The 18,854-nt window shown below is 67.9% G+C and carries 17 protein-coding genes and 1 pseudogene; 15 read left to right on the top strand and 3 right to left on the bottom strand.

Translation table 11 applies throughout. The features are described from left to right. The first annotated feature begins 623 nt into the window (after window positions 1-623). The 10 genes from CFB82_RS25260 to CFB82_RS25215 all read left to right on the top strand — a co-directional run bounded on the left by CFB82_RS25260 (window position 624) and on the right by CFB82_RS25215 (window position 8,861). Window positions 624-908 (top strand): hypothetical protein, encoded by a 285-nt coding sequence (locus CFB82_RS25260; RefSeq protein WP_069252939.1) that lies wholly within the window; start codon window positions 624-626, stop codon window positions 906-908. A 47-nt stretch (window positions 909-955) separates the two neighbouring features. Further along, the gene (locus CFB82_RS25255; RefSeq protein WP_089485746.1) at window positions 956-1,165 is read left to right on the top strand and encodes a hypothetical protein; all 210 of its coding nucleotides are present in this window, start codon (window positions 956-958) and stop codon (window positions 1,163-1,165) included. A 33-nt stretch (window positions 1,166-1,198) separates the two neighbouring features. Then, window positions 1,199-1,411 carry a 30S ribosomal protein S21 gene (gene rpsU / locus CFB82_RS25250; protein ID WP_083266093.1) on the top strand — a complete coding sequence of 71 codons (213 nt, stop codon included), beginning with the start codon at window positions 1,199-1,201 and terminating at the stop codon, window positions 1,409-1,411. Window positions 1,412-1,420: 9 nt separating this feature from the next. After that, the gene (locus CFB82_RS25245; RefSeq protein WP_089447686.1) at window positions 1,421-1,627 is read left to right on the top strand and encodes a hypothetical protein; all 207 of its coding nucleotides are present in this window, start codon (window positions 1,421-1,423) and stop codon (window positions 1,625-1,627) included. A gap of 383 nt (window positions 1,628-2,010) precedes the next feature. Next, window positions 2,011-2,571, top strand: a complete 561-nt coding sequence (locus CFB82_RS25240; protein WP_069251623.1) for a GNAT family N-acetyltransferase — start codon at window positions 2,011-2,013, stop codon at window positions 2,569-2,571. A 58-nt stretch (window positions 2,572-2,629) separates the two neighbouring features. Then, window positions 2,630-3,577, top strand: a complete 948-nt coding sequence (locus tag CFB82_RS25235) for an ABC transporter substrate-binding protein (RefSeq protein WP_089485745.1) — start codon at window positions 2,630-2,632, stop codon at window positions 3,575-3,577. Between the two features lie 52 nt (window positions 3,578-3,629). Beyond that, on the top strand, window positions 3,630-4,679 hold the full coding sequence (locus CFB82_RS25230; RefSeq protein WP_089485744.1) for an LLM class flavin-dependent oxidoreductase: 1,050 nt from the start codon (window positions 3,630-3,632) through the stop codon (window positions 4,677-4,679). Between the two features lie 7 nt (window positions 4,680-4,686). Then, window positions 4,687-6,039, top strand: coding sequence for an LLM class flavin-dependent oxidoreductase (locus CFB82_RS25225; protein ID WP_069251626.1), 1,353 nt, complete (start codon window positions 4,687-4,689; stop codon window positions 6,037-6,039). A 64-nt stretch (window positions 6,040-6,103) separates the two neighbouring features. After that, a complete protein-coding gene (locus tag CFB82_RS44460; protein ID WP_089485743.1) occupies window positions 6,104-7,894 on the top strand; it encodes an amino acid ABC transporter permease/ATP-binding protein in 1,791 nt (596 codons plus the stop codon). A gap of 34 nt (window positions 7,895-7,928) precedes the next feature. Beyond that, entirely contained in the window at window positions 7,929-8,861 is a 933-nt protein-coding gene (locus tag CFB82_RS25215; RefSeq protein WP_089485742.1) for an ABC transporter substrate-binding protein, read from the top strand. Between the two features lie 99 nt (window positions 8,862-8,960). Here the strand turns inward: CFB82_RS25215 and CFB82_RS25210 are convergent, their stop codons facing one another. Continuing rightward, a complete protein-coding gene (locus tag CFB82_RS25210) occupies window positions 8,961-10,055 on the bottom strand; it encodes an LLM class flavin-dependent oxidoreductase (RefSeq protein WP_089485741.1) in 1,095 nt (364 codons plus the stop codon). 52 nt (window positions 10,056-10,107) lie between these two features. Next, window positions 10,108-11,073: an ABC transporter substrate-binding protein gene (locus CFB82_RS25205; RefSeq protein ID WP_179255452.1), complete on the bottom strand. Its 966-nt coding sequence runs from the start codon at window positions 11,071-11,073 to the stop codon at window positions 10,108-10,110. A 301-nt stretch (window positions 11,074-11,374) separates the two neighbouring features. Between CFB82_RS25205 and CFB82_RS25200 the strand changes: the two genes are divergently transcribed. The 3 genes from CFB82_RS25200 (at window position 11,375) to CFB82_RS25185 (ending at window position 14,623) form a co-directional block, all read left to right on the top strand. Then, window positions 11,375-12,292: an alpha/beta hydrolase family protein gene (locus CFB82_RS25200; protein WP_089485740.1), complete on the top strand. Its 918-nt coding sequence runs from the start codon at window positions 11,375-11,377 to the stop codon at window positions 12,290-12,292. Further along, the gene (locus tag CFB82_RS25195; protein ID WP_089485739.1) at window positions 12,289-12,720 is read left to right on the top strand and encodes a MarR family winged helix-turn-helix transcriptional regulator; all 432 of its coding nucleotides are present in this window, start codon (window positions 12,289-12,291) and stop codon (window positions 12,718-12,720) included. The genes CFB82_RS25200 and CFB82_RS25195 overlap by 4 nt, the downstream gene beginning before the upstream one ends. Window positions 12,721-13,177: 457 nt before the next feature. Beyond that, window positions 13,178-14,623, top strand: coding sequence for a sialidase family protein (locus CFB82_RS25185; protein WP_069251631.1), 1,446 nt, complete (start codon window positions 13,178-13,180; stop codon window positions 14,621-14,623). Window positions 14,624-14,692: 69 nt separating this feature from the next. Here CFB82_RS25185 and adhP read toward each other — a convergent pair whose 3' ends face one another. Then, window positions 14,693-15,721 carry an alcohol dehydrogenase AdhP gene (gene adhP, locus CFB82_RS25180; RefSeq protein ID WP_089485738.1) on the bottom strand — a complete coding sequence of 343 codons (1,029 nt, stop codon included), beginning with the start codon at window positions 15,719-15,721 and terminating at the stop codon, window positions 14,693-14,695. Between the two features lie 580 nt (window positions 15,722-16,301). Here adhP and CFB82_RS25175 point away from each other — a divergent pair. Both CFB82_RS25175 and CFB82_RS25170 read left to right on the top strand, forming a co-directional pair. Further along, window positions 16,302-18,380 (top strand): TonB-dependent receptor, encoded by a 2,079-nt coding sequence (locus CFB82_RS25175; RefSeq protein WP_256990465.1) that lies wholly within the window; start codon window positions 16,302-16,304, stop codon window positions 18,378-18,380. Window positions 18,381-18,673: 293 nt separating this feature from the next. Then, a pseudogene (locus CFB82_RS25170) lies at window positions 18,674-18,854 on the top strand (IS5/IS1182 family transposase); the annotation flags it as partial.

Raw genomic sequence — 18,854 nt, 5'->3', positions numbered from 1 at the left:
ACAACCAGGCACTCATCGCGCTGGCACGGCGACGCTGCGACGTCCTGTTCGCCATGCTGCGCGACGGCACCATTTACCAACCCAAGTCAGCCCCTAACGCTTGACGAAAGACATAGGGGCACCCCCCCTCCCGACTGCGCGCGCTTCGGCCTTGGCAGGCGAGCTCCATGCGCTCAATGGTTTACAAGTTGGCCGTCCAGGATCCGGCCCGGTGCCGCCCCATTTCCGGCACCAGGACGACCGGGCACCGACCGCTTCGTCGGGAAAGCCATGCGTGTGACGCCAGCGGGATCACGGACGTCATCACAGGGGCTCGCGACGAGACGACGTCACCAGCGGCCCCTCGCAAGCCGATTCCGCACACCTGTCGCGCCGTGTGCCGGCACGTGCTAGCGCACCACGCGGAATAAATTGGACGCGCAACAAGCGATGCGCGTATGATGGGTTCATCCGAGCGACCATCGGTCCTCTGACCGCCCTCCCTCCATCCGCCCGCTTACTGCATCGCCTCTCCTTCGCGCTGCAACGTTGTCCCCTTCACCCACCGGCCCGCCCGTCACGGGGATACTGGCCGGATGTGTTCGCCCATGCGACTCGTCGTGGCCGAACGCCAGGAGTACGTCATGAGCATGCACGTCTACCGTGGATTCGAGATTTATCCACTGATTTACCCTCACGTGCCGGCGCCGAATGGCTGCCCGCATAACTACGACGCCGGGTTCGACGCGGCAGTCAAGATTTGCCTTCGCGGCACCACCGATACGCTGACACAGAGCCAGACTTTCAGATTGCGCGACACCTCCCCGTTTGACAACGCCGGCGACGCCCGTCGTGCCTCGGTGCGCTATGCCGAGGACATCATCGACGACAATCGCGGCAAACAGGGGTTCTTTTCCAGCGCGCGCTGACGCGATTCGTCAGCGCAGCGCAGTTTCGCGATCTTTTGGAGGGCGAAATGATCATCGACGAACTGCTCAATCTGATCAGGCGACACGAGGTCACCTGGATCAACACCGTCATGCCCGCCAGAATCGGCGATTCTGCGATGTGCCATCAACAGGAGCTGCAGATGTTCGTGGCGGTACGTGCGCTATCGATCGGAGCAGGATATTCGGAATTCGAATCCGACGAGATAGCAAGCGCCGTCATGACACGACTCGGCTAACTTTCCGTTCGACCCTTTCCAGACAGGATCTACATGACGACAATTACGTTGAAGCTCAACGAACCGATCGATGTCGCGCTGCGGCGATTCCGGCGTGATATCGAGAAAACAGGGCTGATTCGCGAGTTGCGCAGTCGCACCGGCTATGAAAAGCCCACGACGGAACGCAAGCGAAAAAAAGCCAGTGCCGTTGCCAGGCAGCGCCTGCGGGCGAAGCGTCTGTTGCCTCCCCGAAAAATGTACTAGGAGCGCATCGTGTACAAGATGCCGGCCGACGCGCCTCCGTTTTTCCCGCTGACGAAGTGCGAAGTCGATTTCGATCGGGAGAACGACATGGTGACGCTACTGCCGAGCTTCTATGCATTCGGGTGCGAGTACACCAGCCGCGGGCTTCTGATCGGGCGCAGCGATGCGCTCAAGCTGATTGCCGCGATAGAGAAGGCGCTCAGCGTTCAGGGGTGAGCTGACTCCGGCGCAATCGCATGTATCGACGGGCGCAAGATGGTCCATGCGCGTCCGCACCACGTATACGGATTTGCGCGACTTCCTCGGCTACGCGCGAGCGGCTTTCGCCGATCGCGGCCAACGCCGATCGCCTCACCCCACTCCCGCTGCAAGCCTTCTGACGCTTCCCGCGAAATCCTTATCGAAATTGCTTCGTTCGCCTTTGCCGGCCGCGCCGCTAACGTGTTCAAAACGGCAGCGGCCCGCCATCTGCATCCCAGCAGGATACGCACCGGCCGCCGCCATCACGACAACCGCGTCGCGATAACGGAACAGACCGGACGGGCTGCGTGCCCGCACCCCGCCAGGAACGTCCGCATCGCGCGCCCTTCGCGATGCCCATGGCCACGACCGACCGCATCATCGACACGACGCCGCTCGACGTCCGCGCGCAACCGCTGGTCGACGCGCTGATCGACGAGTATTCGACCCGTTACCACGCGTATCGGCCCGACAGCCACGCGTCCGCCCGCGAAGAGCTCGCGCGCTACCCGGCCGAACTGTTCGCGCCGCCCGAAGGCGCGTTCGTGCTGCTGCTGCGCGACGGCGAAACGATCGGCGGCGGCGCATTCAAGCGCTACGACGCGCAGACCGCCGAGCTCAAACGCATCTGGACCCGCTCGGACCTGCGCCGCCAGGGACTCGCCCGCCTCATCGTCGAGGCGCTAGAACTGCGTGCCGCGCAGCAAGGCTATCGCCGCATCTACCTGACCACCGGTTTTCGCCAGCCCGAGGCATGGGCACTGTACGACCGCACCGGCTACACGCGGCTGTTCGATTCGTCCATCGACCCGGAAGCGTATTTCCACCTGCGCTTCGGCAAGGATCTCGCCGATCCGTCGCGCACGTCGACGCTGGCCGACCTGTGGGCGCCCGTGCCCGAACCGGTGCTGTCGCGCTGACCGCGACTGCCCCCAGCCGCCTCCCTCCGATTTCCGCTTGCCACCACAGGACGCTTTCATGCAACGAGCCGTACCGCTTTCTTCCCGTGCCGCGCGCACGCTGGCCGCCGCGCTGATCGGACTGACCGCGTTCGCCGCCGCCGCGGCCGCGGCCACGTTCGACCTGAGCCCCGAGCAACGTGGCCGCCCGCGCGGCGTGGCCGATGCGGCCGTCGAGCGCGCCGTGCCCGCGTCGTTCAAGTTCGCCGAACCCGGCACGCTGACGATCGGCGTTGCGCCGAGCCTGCCGCCGATCAGCTCGTATGCGACCGACGCGCGCACGGTGATCGGCTTCGACGCCGACGTCGGCCAGCTCGTGTCCGACAGCCTCGGCCGCAAGCTGAAGATCGTCGCGCTCGCGTGGGCCGACTGGCCGCTCGCACTCGAATCCGGAAAAGTCGACGCGGTGATCTCGAACGTCACCGTCACCGAGGAGCGCAAGCAGAAGTTCGATTTCTCGACCTACCGCAAGGACCAGGTCGGCTTCTACGTGCGCAACGACAGCAAGATCCAGGCGATCCGCGAGCCGAAGGACGTCGCGGGGCTGCGTGTCGTGACCGACGCCGGCACCAACCAGGAAAAGATCCTGCTCGCGTGGGATCGCGAGAACGTCGCGCACGGGCTGAAACCCGTGCAGATCCAGTACTACGACGACCAGGCGATGCGCATCGTCGCCGTGCAGTCGGGCCGCGCCGATGCGGTGTTCAGCGTGAACTCGGTGCTCGCGTACCAGAGCGCGCAGCAAGGCAAGACGCGCCTCGTCGGCGCGATCAGCGGCGGCTGGCCGCGCACGGCCGACATCGCGATCGCGACGCGCCGCGGCAGCGGGCTCGCCGATCCGCTCACCGTCGCGCTGAACGGGCTGATCAAGAACGGCCGCTACCAGCAGGTGCTCGACCGCTGGAACCTCGCATCGGAAGCGATCGACCAGTCGCGCACGAATCCGCCGGGGCTGCCGAAGAGCTGAACGCCGCGCACGCTCACCGTCCATTCACGCTCACGCAGGAACGCCGCCCACCATGTCTTATTCGCTTTCGTTGCTGGACAAGAGTCCGATCGCCGACGGCGCGAACGCCGCCGACGCGCTGCGCTTCACCACGACACTCGCGCGGCGCGCCGAACAGCTCGGCTACGAGCGCTTCTGGGTCGCCGAACATCACGGCACGCCGGCCTTTGCAAGCTCGGCGCCGGAGATCGTCGTCGCGCACCTGCTCGCGCACACCTCACACATCCGCGTCGGCTCGGGCGGCGTGATGCTGCAGCACTACAGCCCGTTCAAGGTCGCCGAAACCTTCAAGGTGCTGGCCGCGCTCGCGCCGGGCCGCGTCGATCTCGGCATCGGCAAGGCGCCCGGCGGGTTGCCGCTCACCACGCGCGCGCTGCAGTGGTTCCACGACAAGGCGCGCAAGCCAGACTTCGCGGGTCAGTTGGCGGAGCTCGACGCGTTTCTCGGCTGGGGCGTCGCCGAGGATCACCCGCTCGCCGGCGCCGTCGCGCTGCCCGTGCCGCCGCAGGCGCCCGAACGCATCCTGCTCGGCGGCTCGCCGGACAGCGGCGCGCTCGCCGCGCGCAACGGCTGGCGCTTCTGCTACGCCGGACATTTCAACGGCGACGATGCGAACCTCGAACGCTCGCTGGACGCGTACCGCAGCGCGGGCGGCACCCGTCCGCTGGTCGCGCTGTACGCGGTGGCCGCGCCGACACGCGACGAGGCCGAGCGGCTGATCGGGCCGCTGAAGATCTTCAAGCTGCAGTTCGCGGGCGGCCAGAGCTTCAATCTCGCCAGCGCGCAGGCGGCCGCCGAATTCGCGCGGCAGAGCGGCGCGTCCGACTACCGGATCGACGAGTTGCGCCCGACGGTGCTGGCCGACACGCCCGAGCGCATCCACCGCGCGCTCGATGCACTGAGCCGGCGGCTCGACGTCGATGCGTTCGTGATCGATTCGCCGGTGACCGACTACGCGGCGCGGCTCGCATCGGCCGAATGGCTCGGCGGCGCACTGTCGGCCACGCCGTTGCAGGCGGCCCTCGCGGCCGGCCGCTCCCTTTCCCCTGACCAGAACATGTGACGCTCCCATGACGACCCGACGATCGATCCCCTTCGGCCTGATGCTGCAAGGCGCAGGCAGCCACATGAACGCATGGCGGCACCCGAGCAACCCGCCGGACGCGAGCATCAACCTCGATTTCGCGATCGGCATCGCGCGCAAGGCGGAAGCCGCCGGCATCGCGTTCGCGTTCGTCGCCGACGGCCTCTACATCAACGAGAAGTCGATCCCGCACTTCCTGAACCGCTTCGAGCCGCTGACCGTGCTGTCGGCGCTCGCGGTCGCGACGAAGAAGATCGGGCTTGCGGGCACGATCTCGACGTCGTACAGCGAGCCGTTCACGGTCGCGCGCCAGCTCGCGTCGCTCGATGCGATCAGCGGCGGGCGCGCCGGCTGGAACGTCGTGACGACGCCGCTCGAAGGCACCGCGAAGAATTTCGGCAAGGCGCATCCCGATCACGAACTGCGCTACGAGATCGCCGACGAATACCTCGACGTCGTGCAGGGCCTGTGGGACAGCTGGGACGACGACGCCTTCGTGCGCGACCGCGCGACCGGCCGCTTCTTCGACCGCGACAAGCTCCACACGCTCGACCACCACGGCCGCTTCTTCCAGGTGGCGGGCCCGCTCAACATCCAGCGCTCGCCGCAGGGGCAGCCGGTGATCTTCCAGGCCGGTTCGTCGGACACCGGCATCGGGCTCGCGGGCAAGTATGCGGATGCCGTGTTCACGCATTCGCCGTCGCTCGACGAAACGGCCGCGTTCACGCGGCGCGTGAAGCAGAGTGCGATCGAGCACGGCCGGCAAGGCAGCGACGTGAAGATCTTCCCCGGCATCGGGCCGATCGTCGGCCGCACCGCGGCCGAGGCCGAGGACAAATACCAGGCGATCCGCAACCTGCTGACGATCGACGAGGCGCTCGCGTATCTCGGCCGCTATTTCGATCACCACGATTTCACGCAGTACGCGCTCGATGCGCCGTTCCCGGAACTCGGCGAGCTCGGCCGCAACAGCTTCCGCTCGACCACCGACCGGATCAAGGCCGACGCGAAACAGAAAGGCCTGTCGCTGCGCGAGACGGCGCTCGCGGTCGCCACGCCGCGCCCGAACTTCATCGGCACGGCCGAGCACGTCGCCGACGAGCTGATCCGCTGGCACGACGCGGGCGCCGGCGACGGCTTCATCCTCGGCTTCGCGGTGCAGGCACAGGGCGTCGAGGATTTCGTCGAACTCGTGATTCCGGTGCTCGAGGCACGCGGCCGCTACAGCCGCGACCTGCCCGGTGCGACGCTGCGCGACCACCTCGGGCTGCCGCGCAAGGCCAGCCGCCACGCGGCGCCTGGCGCGTCGCACGAAACGGCGGCCGAAGCGCACGCCTGACACCCGCCGCCGCGCCGCCCGTGCGCGGCGCGCCCGCCCGACCGATTCGAGGATTTCCACCGACATGAGCGACACGACCCACCTCGGCGGCGCGCTGCCGCCGCTCTCTTCCCCCGGCGCGCGCGACGCCGGCACGCGTTTCCGGATCGTGCCCGCGCGCCACAGGTCGCGCACGGCCGGCACCGTGCTCGCCGTCGCGCTGATCGCGATCGTCCTGCATTCGATTCTCGGCAACCCGCAATGGGGCTGGCCGGTGTTCGCCGAATGGTTCCTGTCGCCGCCGGTGCTGTCGGGGCTCGCGCGCACGCTGGTGCTGACGCTGCTCGGCGCGGTGTTCGGCCTCGTGCTCGGCGCGTTCGTCGCGCTGGCCCGGCTGTCGCGTTCGCGGCTGCTGTCGGCGAGCGCATGGACCTTCGTGTGGCTGTTCCGCTCGATTCCGCTGATCGTGCTGCTGCTGATCCTGAACAACCTCGGCTACCTGTACGAGCATGTCCGGCTCGGCGTGCCGTTCACCGACATCGTCTGGTTCGACACGCCGACGACCGACCTGATCAGCCCGTTCTTCGCGGCCGTGCTCGGCCTCACGCTGCATCACGCGGCGTTTTCCGCGGAGGTGATTCGCGGCGGCATTCTCGCGGTCGACCAGGGCCAGCTCGAAGCGGCCGCCGCGCTCGGGCTGCCGCGCGGCCGCCAGACCACGCGGATCGTGCTGCCGCAGGCAATGCGCGCGATCCTGCCGACCGCGTTCAACGACCTGATCATGCTCGCGAAAGGCACGTCGATGGTCTACGTGCTCGCGATGCCCGAGCTGTTCTACACGGTGCAGGTAATCTATCGCCGCAATCTCGAAGTGATTCCGCTGCTGATGGTCGCCACCGTCTGGTACCTGATCATCCTGACCGTGCTGTCGGCCATCCAGGTGCAGGTCGAGCGGCACTATGCGCGCGGGGCGCTGCGCAACCCGCCGCCGTCCGTCATCACGTTCGCGCTCGCGCGCCTCGGCGTGCTGTGGCGGCGTGTCGCGTCCCGTCACGCGGCTTCGGGCGCGCGGGCTCACGGCGATAGCGACGCCGCGACCGCCGTCGCACCGCGCGCCGGCGGCGAAGTGGCCGTGCATGGCGTGTCGAAGCAGTTCGGCATGCAGCGCGTGCTCGACAACGTGTCGTTCGTCGCGCCGCGCGGCAGCGTGACCGCGATCGTCGGGCCGTCGGGCTCGGGCAAGTCGACGCTGCTGCGCACGATCAACCATCTCGAACGCGTCGACGACGGCTTCATCGACATCGACGGCGAACTGATCGGCTATCGCCGCGACGGCGACGTGCTCTACGAGTTGAAGGAGCGCGACGTGCTGACGCGGCGCACGGCCGTCGGGATGGTGTTCCAGAACTTCAACCTGTTTCCGCACCTGACCGTGCTCGAGAACCTGGTCGAAGCGCCGGTCGTCGTGGGCGGCATCACGCGCGACGCCGCCGAACGCATCGCCCGCACGCTGCTCGCGCGCGTCGGCCTCGCGGACAAGGCCGATGCGTATCCGCGCCAGTTGTCCGGCGGCCAACAGCAGCGCGTCGCGATCGCGCGGGCGCTCGCGCTGCGCCCGAAGGTGCTGCTGTTCGACGAGCCGACGTCGGCGCTCGATCCCGAGCTCGTCAACGAGGTGCTCGACGTGATCAAGGAACTCGCGCGTTCGGGCACGACGCTCGTGATCGTCACGCATGAAATCGGCTTCGCGCGCGAAGTCGCGGACAACGTGCTGTTCATGGAGCGCGGGCGCATCGTCGAAGCCGGGCCGCCGGCCGCCGTGCTCGACGCGCCGTCGCATCCGCGTACGCGTGCGTTCCTGTCGCGGGTGCTGTGATGCGCGCCGCTCCCGACCTGCGAGGTGCCGCACGATGACCGACCGACGCCAGTTCATGACCGCCGCGCTGGTCGCGGCAACGGGCCTGCCGTGGCACGCGGCGCACGCGGCCGCCGCGACGGCCGACCTCGATCCGCGCCAGGCCGGCCGCCCGCGCGCGCAACCCGACGACGCGGCGATCCGTGCGGCGGCCGGCTACCGCTGGGTACGCGACGGCGCGTTCACGGTCGCGATTTCACCGCACGCGCCGCCCGTGTCGACCTACGCGACCGACGCACGCACCGTGGTCGGCGCCGATCCCGACTATGCGCAGCTCGTCGCCGACGCACTCGGCCGCACGCTCGTGCTGCTGCCGATCGCGTGGGCCGACTGGCCGCTCGGGCTGACGTCCGGCAAATACGACGCGGTGATCTCGAACGTCGGCGTGACCGAGAAACGCAAGGAGAAATACGATTTCACGACCTACCGGCTCGGGCTGCACGGCTTCTACGTGCGCACCGGCAGCCCGATCGCGAAGCTCGCCGAGCCGAAGGATATCGCCGGCCTGCGCATCATCACCGGTGCGGGGACGAGCCAGGAGCGCATCCTGCTCGAGTGGAACAAGCGCAACGTGGCGCAGGGGCTGAAGCCGGCCGAGCTGCTCTATTTCGACGACGATGCGGCGTCGCGCGTCGCGCTGCTGTCGGGCCGCGCGGATGCGGAGCTGAACCCGAACGCGTCGCTCGCCTATGAGGCCGCGCGCACGGGCAAGATCCGCCGCGTCGGCGTCGTCAATGCGGGCTGGCCGGCCAATGCCGACGTGGCGATCGCGACGCGACGCGGCAGCGGGCTCGCGCCCGCGCTGACGCTCGCAACGAACGCGCTGATCGGCAGCGGCCGCTACGGGCAGGCGCTCGCGCGCTGGGGTTTGCAGAGCGAGGCAATCGCGCGTGCGGAAACCAATCCGCCGGGGTTGCCGTCGTTTTGAAGGCGTCGATCGGGCGATGCCCGACATGACATCGCCCCGGCATTGCACGATGGCAATGCCGGGGCGCGTCGAAGCAACCCCGTTGGCTGTTGTAGGAGCCTACGCCGTCACCGCTGCGTGATACCGGTCGAGTTCCGCAACCTGCGCATGAATCGCCGGAATCAGGTCGCGCCCGTAATCGAGCGCATCGTCCAGCGGATCGAACCCGCGAATCAGGAACGTCGACACGCCCAGCCGGTAATACGCGCCGAGCGCCCGCGCGACCTGTTCCGGCGTGCCGACCAGCGCGGTCGAATTCCAGCGCGCGCCGGTCAGGTTCGCGACACCCATCCACAGCCTCTCGTCGAGCACGTCGCCCTGCGCGGCCGCCGCCATCAGCCGTTGCGAACCCGCGTTCTGCGGCGCATGGCCGGCGATCGGCTGGCCGTTCGCGAGCCGCGCCGCGCGCACGCGTTCGCGGATCGCCTCGGCCTTCTCCCATGCGGCAGCCTCGGTGTCGGCGACGATCGGCCGGAACGACACGCTGATGCGCGGCGCCCGCCCGAATGGCGCGGCGGCGGCCCGCACGCGCGCGATCTGCTCGCGCACCGACGCGAGCGGCTCGCCCCACGTCATGTAGACATCGGCATGTTCGCCCGCGACCGTCAGCGCAGCCGGCGACGACCCGCCGAAATAGATCGGCACGTGCGGCCGCTGCGCGCCCTTCACGAGCGGCGACGCACCGCGCAGCCGGTAGAACGCGCCCTCGTGGTCGACCGGCGCGTCGGCCTGCCAGATCCGTTTCAGCACGTCGAGATATTCGCCGGTGCGGCGGTAGCGCGCATCGTGCGGCACGAAATCGCCGTCGCGCTGCAGGTCCGCATCGTCGCCGCCCGACACGACGTTCAGCGCAAGCCGGCCGCCGCTGAATACGTCGAGCGTCGCGATCTGCCGCGCGGCAGCCGACGGCACGATCACGCCCGGCCGGTGCGCGAGCAGGATGCGGATGCGCTCGGTCGCGGCGGCCGCGAACGACGCGACGATGAAACCGTCCGCCGCGTTGCTGAAATGGCCGACCAGGATCTGGTCGAAGCCGGCGGCCTCGTGCGCCTGCGCGAAGCGGCGCACGTAGTCAGGCTGGACGGCCGCGCCGCCCGGTACGTCGACCTCCGCGCCGGGTGTCGCGGTGATCATGCCGATGATGTCGACTGGCATGTCGGGGTGTCCTTGGGGTACTTGATCGGGAATCGGGATGACAACCGCACGCTTACTGCGCGGCGGCCGTCTTCTGCGCGGGCGCCGCGAACGCGCCTGCATACGAGCGGTCGAGCAGCTTCGACGTGTCGTACGCCGCCGGAATCACGCCGGCCTTGTGCAGGAAATCGGCCGTGTTCTGCGCATCCTTCGCGGCCGTCTCGTCGACCGGGCCGACGCGCTGCTTCGCATTGTTGAGCCAGCGGTACGCGACGTCGGGTTCGAGCTTCGCGCGCTTCGCCCACAGGTCCGCGTATTCGCGCGGATGGCTGTCGACCCACTGGCGCGCGGCAACGACGCGTCGCAGGAAATCGGTGATCTCGGCGCGCTTGCCGGAGACGGCCTGCTCGTTCGCGGCGACGAAGCTCAGCGCCGGCATCAGCCCCTGCGCGGTCGTCACCGGCCGCGCACCCTGCCGCAACGCGAGCGTGCTGACGAACGGCTCCCACAGCGACACGGCGTCGACCGAGCCGTTCGCGAGCGCGTTGGTCGCATCGATCGGCATCAGGTACGCGTACTTGACCGAATCCGCGCGCAAGCCCGCGTGTTCGAGCGCGCGCAGCACGAGCTGCTGGCTCCACGCGCCGCGCCATACGGCGATGGTCTTGCCTTGCAGGTCGGCCACGGTGCGCACCGGCGAATTCTTTGGTACGAGGATCGCGACGCCATCGAGGCTCTGCCGCGACACGGCGACGACCTTCACCGGCGCGCCGCGCGCGGCCAGCGTGAGCAGCGCGGAATCGCCGAGGAAACCGACGTCGATCGCATTGCCGTTCAGCGATTCGGCAACGGGCGCCGCGGCCTGGAAATGCTTCCACTCGATCGTGTAAGGCAGGTCCTTGAGCACGCCGGACGCCTCCATCGACGCCTGGATGTTGAAGTAGTTCTGTTCACCGACGCGCAGCGTGACGGTGTCCTTGGCCATACCCGGCTGCGCGGCAAGCGCCAGCAAGAGTGCCGTGACGATTCGGCTCAGCAACGTGATCTCCCGGAAGGTTGGCGGACGGCCGTGCGAGGGCGGCGCCCTTTGCTCCGCCGTGCGCGACGGCCGGCGGAACGGATGGAACCGCTGAAGATACGTCGATCTTTATCATGAAACAAACGCAATATTCTTCTATTCAAAGATGCAAATGTTTTATGGAGCGGCAGGCGTCGCCGGATGCCGCCGGTCGCGCTCACGGGAACCCGGTTCGAATGAATCCTCGACGGATATTTCGCGCACGAAATAAATCACGGACTATATTTCGCATACGAAATAACTGCCTGGAACGAGGACGGCCATGACCTCCCAACCCATCGAGTTTTCCGCCGCCGACGGCTACGCGCTGCACGGCACGCTGTGGTTGCCGGACGCGCCGCCGCGCGCGCTGGTGCTGATCCATCCGGCAACGGCCGTGCCGGAGCGGCTGTATGCGGGCTTCGCGCGCTTCCTGACCGAGCGCGGCTTCGCGGCGCTCACCTACAACTATCGCGGCATCGGCGCGTCTCGGCCCGCGCGCCTGGGCGCGCTGAAGGCCCGCATGCGCGACTGGATGGAACTCGACGTGGGCGCCGCGACCGCGTGGGCGCGGCAGGCGCATGAAGGGTTGCCGCTGCTGGCGGTCGGGCATAGCGTGGGCGGGCATGCGATCGGGCTGTCCGCCGCGACGCCGCACCTGCGCGCGGCCGTGCTGGTCGCCGCGCATGCGGGCAGCACGCGGCTGATCACGCAGGCGGCCGAACGCCTGAAGGTGCGGCTGATCCTGCGTGTGCTCGGCCCGCTGATGTCGGCGCTGCTCGGCTACGTGCCCGGCAAGCGGCTCGGGCTCGGCGAGGACATGCCGGCCGGCGTGTTCCGTGAATGGAGCCGCTGGACGACGCTGCCGCACTATTTCTTCGACGACCCGACACTCGGCGCGGCCGAGCGTTACGCGAAACAGCAGTTGCCGATCCTCGCGCTCGGCTTCGACGACGACCCGTGGGCGAACCCGCCTGCGATCGGGCTGCTGGTAAGCTATCTGACCCGCGCGTCGGTCGAACGCCGCCAGATCGATCCGCGCGCGGCGGGCAGCGGCCCGGTCGGGCACATGGGCTTCTTCCGCAGCCGCCCCGGCACCGTGCTGTGGCCCGACGTGGCCGACTGGCTCGCGCAGGCGCTCGACACGCCGCGCGCCGCGGGCCGTCCCTCCCTTTCCATTGCAGCCGGGAACCCAGCTTGAGCGAAGACCGACGACTGCTTTTCATGTTGAACATCGGCCAGCGGCGCGTGCAGCGCTGGATCGACCGCAAGGCGGAGACCGAGACGCGCGCGAGCGCCGCGCAGGCCGGCGCGCTGTTCTGTCTCGCGAAGCAGGATGGCGCGCTGATCGGTGAAGTCGGCGCCGCGCTGCAGCTTGCGCCGTCCGCGATGACGGGGCTTGCCGACCGGATGGCGAAGGCCGGCCTCATTACGCGCCACGCCGATTCCGACGACGGCCGCGCGACGCGCCTGTACCTGACCGACGAAGGCCACGCGGCGCTCAAGCGTGCGCGCGTGCTGCTGCGCGAACTCAACGACAAGCTGTGCGACGGGTTTTCCGACGACGAACTCGATGTCGTCGCGCGCTGGCTGCATGCGTTGCAGGAGCGGTTTCCGGCGGAGCGCTGAGCGGCCCATTCCGGCCTCGCCACCGGCACTCACCAACCCCATCGAAAGCGATTCCGATTCGCATTTTCGATTCGATTTTCATGTCGCCTCGACGGCATTTTTTGCGTGCCCGCCGCCCTCTGTCGGCAACGCTTTCCGGCTACGCACTGTTACAAAAAACTGCCTGCCGGGCGGCATTTGAATCGCCTACATTGCAATCCACCTCGACGCATTCGTCGCCTCCCCGGGCAAGCATTCCCGTCCGGTCGACATCGCAGACACACCCGACAAGCAATGAAAATGAAAAGGAGTCTTAACCGAAGTGCTGGCGGCATCCAGCATACGCGGATTGCGATGACCGAAGCGGCATCCTGAACGACACGTATCGGCCTGATGCGCGGCAGACGACGCCGCGCGCCGGATCGCGCTGCCGCGTCGTGCCGCACCATCGCACCCGCACGTCACCGAGGAGCAGTCCATGCGACGCATGATCGTGTCCCACTCGCTTGTCACCCGCCTGTCCGCCGCGATGGCGATGGCCGCCGCTGCCGCGGCGCACGCCGATCCCGTCGTCGTGTCCGGCCCGAGCCCGTTCGCCGCCTGCACCATCGGCGGCCCCGGCACCAACTACGTGAACGCCGAAGTCGAGCCGTGGCTATCGGTCAACCCTGCCAACCCGATGAACATGATCGGCGTGTGGCAGCAGGACCGCTGGTCGAACGGCGGCGCCCACGGGCTCGTCGCCGGCTACACGTTCGACGGCGGCGCGACCTGGGCGCGCACGCCGCAGCCGTTCAGCGCTTGCGCGCCCGGCGGGCTCAAGTACGAACGCGCGTCCGATCCGTGGGTCTCGTTCGGGCCGGACGGCACCGCGTACTCGGTGTCGATCTCGTTCAACCAGTCGAACAACAGCAATGCGGTCGCCGCGTCGGTTTCGTCCGACGGCGGGCAGACCTGGAGCAGCCCCGCGGTGCTGATCGCGAACGACGAGCCGACGACGCAATTCTTCAACGACAAGGAATCGGTGACCGCGAACCCGGTGAAGGCCGGCACGGCGTATGCGGTATGGGACCGCCTCGAGCTGCCGAACGGCAACCCATATGCGAACCTGCACACGAAGGCGTACCGCGGCCCGACGCTGTTTTCGAAGACGACCGACGGCGGCAAGACGTGGAGCGCCCCGAAAGTGATCGTCAACGTGCCTTCACGCCAGCAGACGATCGGCAACCAGATCGTGGTCGATCCGAGGAGCGGCACGCTCTACGATTTCTTCGACCTGATCCAGCCACCGTTCAGCAAGGCGGCCGGCAAGGTCGCGTTCATCAAGTCGACCGACGACGGCGCAACGTGGACGAAACCGCAGGTGATCGCCGGCCTGCAGACGGTCGGCGTCACGGATCCGGTCACCGGCGAACCGGTGCGCACCGGCGACATCATTCCGGAACCCGCGATCGATCCCGCGTCGGGGCAGCTGTACGTCGTGTGGCAGGACAGCCGCTTCAACGGCGGCACGTACGACGAGATCGCGGTATCGACGTCGAAGGACGGCGGCGCGACCTGGAGCGCGCCACAACAGTTGAACACGCCGACCGGACGCCCTGCGTTCAATCCGTCGGTGCGCGTCGACAACACGGGGGCCGTGATGGTCACGTACTACGACTTCCGCGACCTGCAGGCCGGCAACACCACGACGCTGCCGACCGGCTTCTGGCGCAAGATCTCGCATGACGGCGGCACGACGTTCGGCGACGAGCGGCGTGTCGGCGGCCCGTTCGACATGAAGCTCGCCCCCAATGCCGAAGGTTTCTTCATCGGCGACTACCAGGGGCTCGACGTGCTTCCGTCGTCGTCGTTCCATCCGTTCTTCGTGCAGACCAACGCGGGCAACCTGACGAACCGCACCGACGTGTTCTTCGCACCATGACGCCTGCATGACCGCCACGCCGCCGCACGACGCGATTCGTCGCGCGGCGGCGTGTGCGTGCTCACGGCATCAATGCATGTCGGTCAGCACGACGCGCCCGTCGACCTTGCCTTCGCGCAGCTTCGCGAACACGTCGTTGATGTTGCCGAGCCGGTCGCGATGGATATGCGCGCGCACCAGGCCATCGGCCGCGAAGTCGAGCGACTCCTGCAGGTCGCGCCGCGTGCCGACGATCGACCCGCGCACGGTGATGCCGTTCAGCACGGTCGAGAAGATCGGCAACGGGAAATCGCCCGGCGGCAAGCCGTTGAGCGCCACCGTGCCGCCGCGCCGCACCATCCCGAGCGCCTGCGCGAACGCGCTGCGCGACACGGCCGTGACGAGCACGCCGTGCGCACCGCCGATCTCCTTCTGGATCACCTTGGCCGGATCGTCGGTCGACGCGTCGATCGTCAGTTCCGCGCCGAGCTGCCGCGCCAGCGCGAGCTTGTCGGGTGAAATGTCGATGGCCGCGACGTGCAGGCCCATTGCACGCGCATACTGAACGGCCACGTGCCCGAGGCCGCCGATGCCGGAGATCGCGAGCCACTGGCCCGGGCGCGTATCGGTCACGCGAATGCCCTTGTAGACGGTGACACCCGCACACAGGATCGGCGCGATCTCGTCGAACGCAACCTGCGCGGGCAAATGGCCGACGTAGTCGGGATCGGCCAGCACGTATTCCGCGTAGCTGCCGTTCACCGAATAGCCGGTGTTCTGCTGGCCGTGGCACAGCGTTTCCCAGCCCGTGTGGCAGTACTCGCAATGGCCGCAGGCCGTGTAGAGCCACGGCACGCCCACGCGATCGCCCTCGCGCACGTGCGTGACGCCCGCACCGACCGCCGCGACGATGCCCACGCCTTCATGGCCCGGAATGAACGGCAACGCCGGCTTGACCGGCCAGTCGCCATCGGCTGCGTGCAGGTCGGTATGGCACACGCCCGTCGCCTTGATGTTGACGAGGATCTGGCCGGGCCCCGGTGTCGGCACAGGTACTTCATCGATGCGCAGCGGTTCGCCGAATGCGTGCACGACGGCCGCTTTCATGGTTTGGGTCATAGGTCGCTCCTGCCTGGTCGAAGAGCGATCCAGTATCCGGTTTCGGAATCGAAGGACGTTGATACGTATCAACACGCGCGGCAATGCACAGCAATGGCCACCGCTACAGGCCGTCGCACCGTCGCGCGACGCGGAATCGCACTGCGTCCTGACTCATGAGCGGAGGTCCGCGCCCGCCGCATCGATCGGCGCAGGGCTGCGTCCGGCGGGCAACTTCGACGGACACCGAACGCGGGCAACACGAACCTGGCCGGCGTATCGGCAACGCGTCGGCGTGCGCGTCGCATCATCCGGTTCAGGCGATCGCTCCGAACACCGCGCAGACGATTTCCGCTCCCGCCACCATTCCACCCATCCGACAGAAACCCGACAGGATCCCGTCATCCGGCTTGGATTTTGAAATGATATAACATATCATTTCGCGTGCTCGTCCGCCCGGCGCCGTTCCACTTCGGGTGGCCGAGCCTCGCCGAGCCATGTTCCAACGGGTCACTGCGCGTCGCAGACGCAACAATATATCGTATCTAGCCGTGACCTGCATCGCTCGTTATCCGATCCGATTCCAACCGATTCACCGACCATGCGCGACCTCCCTCGTCTACCGCTTCGCCCGCTCTCGTCCCTTTCGCTGATGCTGTTCGCCGCCGTCGCGCACGCGCAGACCGAACCGCCCGCCGTGTCCGGCACGCCGCCGACCACCGCGCTCGCCCCGATTTTCGTGACCGCGAACCCGCTCGGCGACAACGAACTGATCGCACCGACCGCCCAGCTTTCCGGCGATGCGCTGACGCGCCGCCAGGCCGATTCGCTCGGCGAAACGCTGAACGGGCTGCCCGGCGTGTCGACCACCACCTACGGGCCGATGGTCGGCCGCCCGATCATCCGCGGGATGGATGGCGACCGGATCCGGCTGCTGCAGAACGGCGTCGCGGCGTACGACGCGTCGTCGCTGTCGTACGACCACGCGGTGCCGCAGGATCCGCTGTCGATCGAACGCGTCGAGATCGTGCGCGGCCCGGCTGCGTTGCTGTACGGCGGCAATGCGGTGGGCGGTGTCGTCAACACGATCGACAACCGGATTCCGCGCGAAGCGATCCAGGGCGTGACGGGTGCGCTCGACGCACGCTACGGCGGCGCGAACTCGGTGCGCGCGGGCGCCGCGCAGGTCGAAGGCGGCAACGGCCGCTTCGCGTTCCACGTCGATGCGTTCGACCGCGAGACGAGCAAGCTGCGAATTCCCGGCTACGCGCGCAGCAGCCAGCAACGCGCGATCGACGGCCCCGACACGCCGCAGCCGTACGGCAACGTACCGAACAGCGACGGCCGCGTGCACGGCGGCGCGGTCGGCGCGTCGTACACGTGGGCGGACGGCTTCGCGGGCCTGTCGTACAGCGGCTACGAATCGAACTACGGCTCCGTCGCGGAAAGCGACGTGCGGCTGCGGATGCGCCAGGAGCGCCTCGCGCTCGCGTCCGAGGTGCGCAACCTGAGCGGGCCGTTCACGAAGCTGAAATTCGACTTCGCGTACACCGACTACCGCCACAAGGAGGTCAACAACGGCGAGACGGCGACCACCTTCCGCAACCGCGGCTACGAGGCCCGCATCGAAGCGCAGCATCGCAAGATCGGCCCGTTCGAAGGCGCGATCGGCGTGCAGTTCGGCCAGAACACGTTCTCCGCGCTCGGCGACGAATTGCTCGTGCCGTCCACGCGCACCAACAGCGTCGCGCTGTTCGGCCTCGAGGAATGGCAGGTCGTCCCGGCGCTGAAGCTGAGCCTCGGCGGCCGCTTCGAACACGTGAAGGTCGATCCCGATCCGGCCGGCGTCGAGAAATTCGCGGGGGCGCAGCCGCGCGAATTCAACGCGGGCAGCCTGTCGGCCGGCGCACTGTTCTCGCTGACGCCCGTGTGGTCGGTGGCGGCCAACGTCGCATACACCGAACGCGCGCCGACCTTCTACGAGCTGTATTCGAACGGCCCGCACGATGCGACCGGCCAGTTCCTGATCGGCAACCCGAACGCGTCGAAGGAAAAAGCCGTGTCGACCGACCTGTCGCTGCGCTACGCGAGCGGGCCGAACCGCGGCAGCGTCGGCGTGTTCTACAACCGCTTCTCGAACTACCTGACCGAGTACAACACGGGCCGCGTCGTGAACGGCGACGACGAGCCCGTCGCGCCCGGCACCGACGGCGCGCTGAACGAAGCGATCTATCGCGGCGTGCGCGCCGAGTTCTACGGCATCGAGCTGGACGGCAAGTGGCGCGCCTTCTCGCGGCGCGGCCACACGGTCGATCTCGAACTGACGGCCGACTACACGCACGCGCGCAACGTCGACACGGGCCAGCCGCTGCCGCGCATCGCGCCGCTGCGCGCAACGCTCGCGGCCGACTACGGTTACGGCCCGTTCGGTGCGCGCGCGCAGGTCACGCACGCGTGGTCGCAGCATCGCGTGCCCGACAACGATTTCTCGACGGACGGCTACACGTCGCTCGGCGTGATGCTGACGTACAAGTTCCGCATGGGCCCGACGCACTGGCTCGCGTACCTGCGCGGCGATAACCTGACGAACCAGGAAATCCGCTACTCGACGTCGGTCGTGCGCGGCTTCGCGCCGCAAGGCGGCCGCAGTGTGATGGCCGGATTACGCACCACGTTCTGACCCTCTCATGGTCCGCGGCGCCCGCCGCGGGCCTCGTTCCGGCGCCCCCCCTGCGCCGCGAATTTCCGTTGATCCGCCATTACCGCCAATCGCGTCGGCATTCGCCGACGACTCGCATCGGCTCCCTCCCCAATTAAATCGAATCTAAATCCCGATATTCACCCATAAATAGTCGGACATGCAAAACATAGTGGAACCAAGCCCTGCAAGGGATTGCCGGGAGCCGGATATGCTGCGAACTCCCAGAACGAATATCGATCTGATTTAGAACCTGGGAGCTGGAGCGCGCCGACATGACCGACGATTTCTTCCGAAGCCGCCTTGATTCGATGATCGACCTGCGCCATCCGCTTGCGGTGCTCGCGACGCGCATGCCGTGGGCGCAGCTCGAAGCTACGATGGCGCCGCTGTTCGCGCATCGCAATCGTGAAGGCATTGCTGCGCAGGTGATCGATCTGTTCGGCGCGACAGCGC

The sequence above is a fragment of the Burkholderia sp. HI2714 genome (assembly GCF_002223085.1).
GTDB lineage: Bacteria > Pseudomonadota > Gammaproteobacteria > Burkholderiales > Burkholderiaceae > Burkholderia > Burkholderia lata_D.
The sequence above is the reverse complement of the archived record's forward strand: the minus strand, read 5'-3'. Positions and strand labels throughout refer to the sequence as shown.

Coding starts and splice junctions, on each gene's coding strand:
- CFB82_RS25260 (WP_069252939.1), top strand. CDS start 624: ATGAGCATGCACGTCTACCGTGGATTCGAGATTTATCCACTGATTTAC.
- CFB82_RS25255 (WP_089485746.1), top strand. CDS start 956: ATGATCATCGACGAACTGCTCAATCTGATCAGGCGACACGAGGTCACC.
- rpsU (WP_083266093.1), top strand. CDS start 1,199: ATGACGACAATTACGTTGAAGCTCAACGAACCGATCGATGTCGCGCTG.
- CFB82_RS25240 (WP_069251623.1), top strand. CDS start 2,011: ATGGCCACGACCGACCGCATCATCGACACGACGCCGCTCGACGTCCGC.
- CFB82_RS25235 (WP_089485745.1), top strand. CDS start 2,630: ATGCAACGAGCCGTACCGCTTTCTTCCCGTGCCGCGCGCACGCTGGCC.
- CFB82_RS25230 (WP_089485744.1), top strand. CDS start 3,630: ATGTCTTATTCGCTTTCGTTGCTGGACAAGAGTCCGATCGCCGACGGC.
- CFB82_RS25225 (WP_069251626.1), top strand. CDS start 4,687: ATGACGACCCGACGATCGATCCCCTTCGGCCTGATGCTGCAAGGCGCA.
- CFB82_RS44460 (WP_089485743.1), top strand. CDS start 6,104: ATGAGCGACACGACCCACCTCGGCGGCGCGCTGCCGCCGCTCTCTTCC.
- CFB82_RS25215 (WP_089485742.1), top strand. CDS start 7,929: ATGACCGACCGACGCCAGTTCATGACCGCCGCGCTGGTCGCGGCAACG.
- CFB82_RS25210 (WP_089485741.1), bottom strand. CDS start 10,055: ATGCCAGTCGACATCATCGGCATGATCACCGCGACACCCGGCGCGGAG.
- CFB82_RS25200 (WP_089485740.1), top strand. CDS start 11,375: ATGACCTCCCAACCCATCGAGTTTTCCGCCGCCGACGGCTACGCGCTG.
- CFB82_RS25185 (WP_069251631.1), top strand. CDS start 13,178: ATGCGACGCATGATCGTGTCCCACTCGCTTGTCACCCGCCTGTCCGCC.
- adhP (WP_089485738.1), bottom strand. CDS start 15,721: ATGACCCAAACCATGAAAGCGGCCGTCGTGCACGCATTCGGCGAACCG.
- CFB82_RS25175 (WP_256990465.1), top strand. CDS start 16,302: ATGCGCGACCTCCCTCGTCTACCGCTTCGCCCGCTCTCGTCCCTTTCG.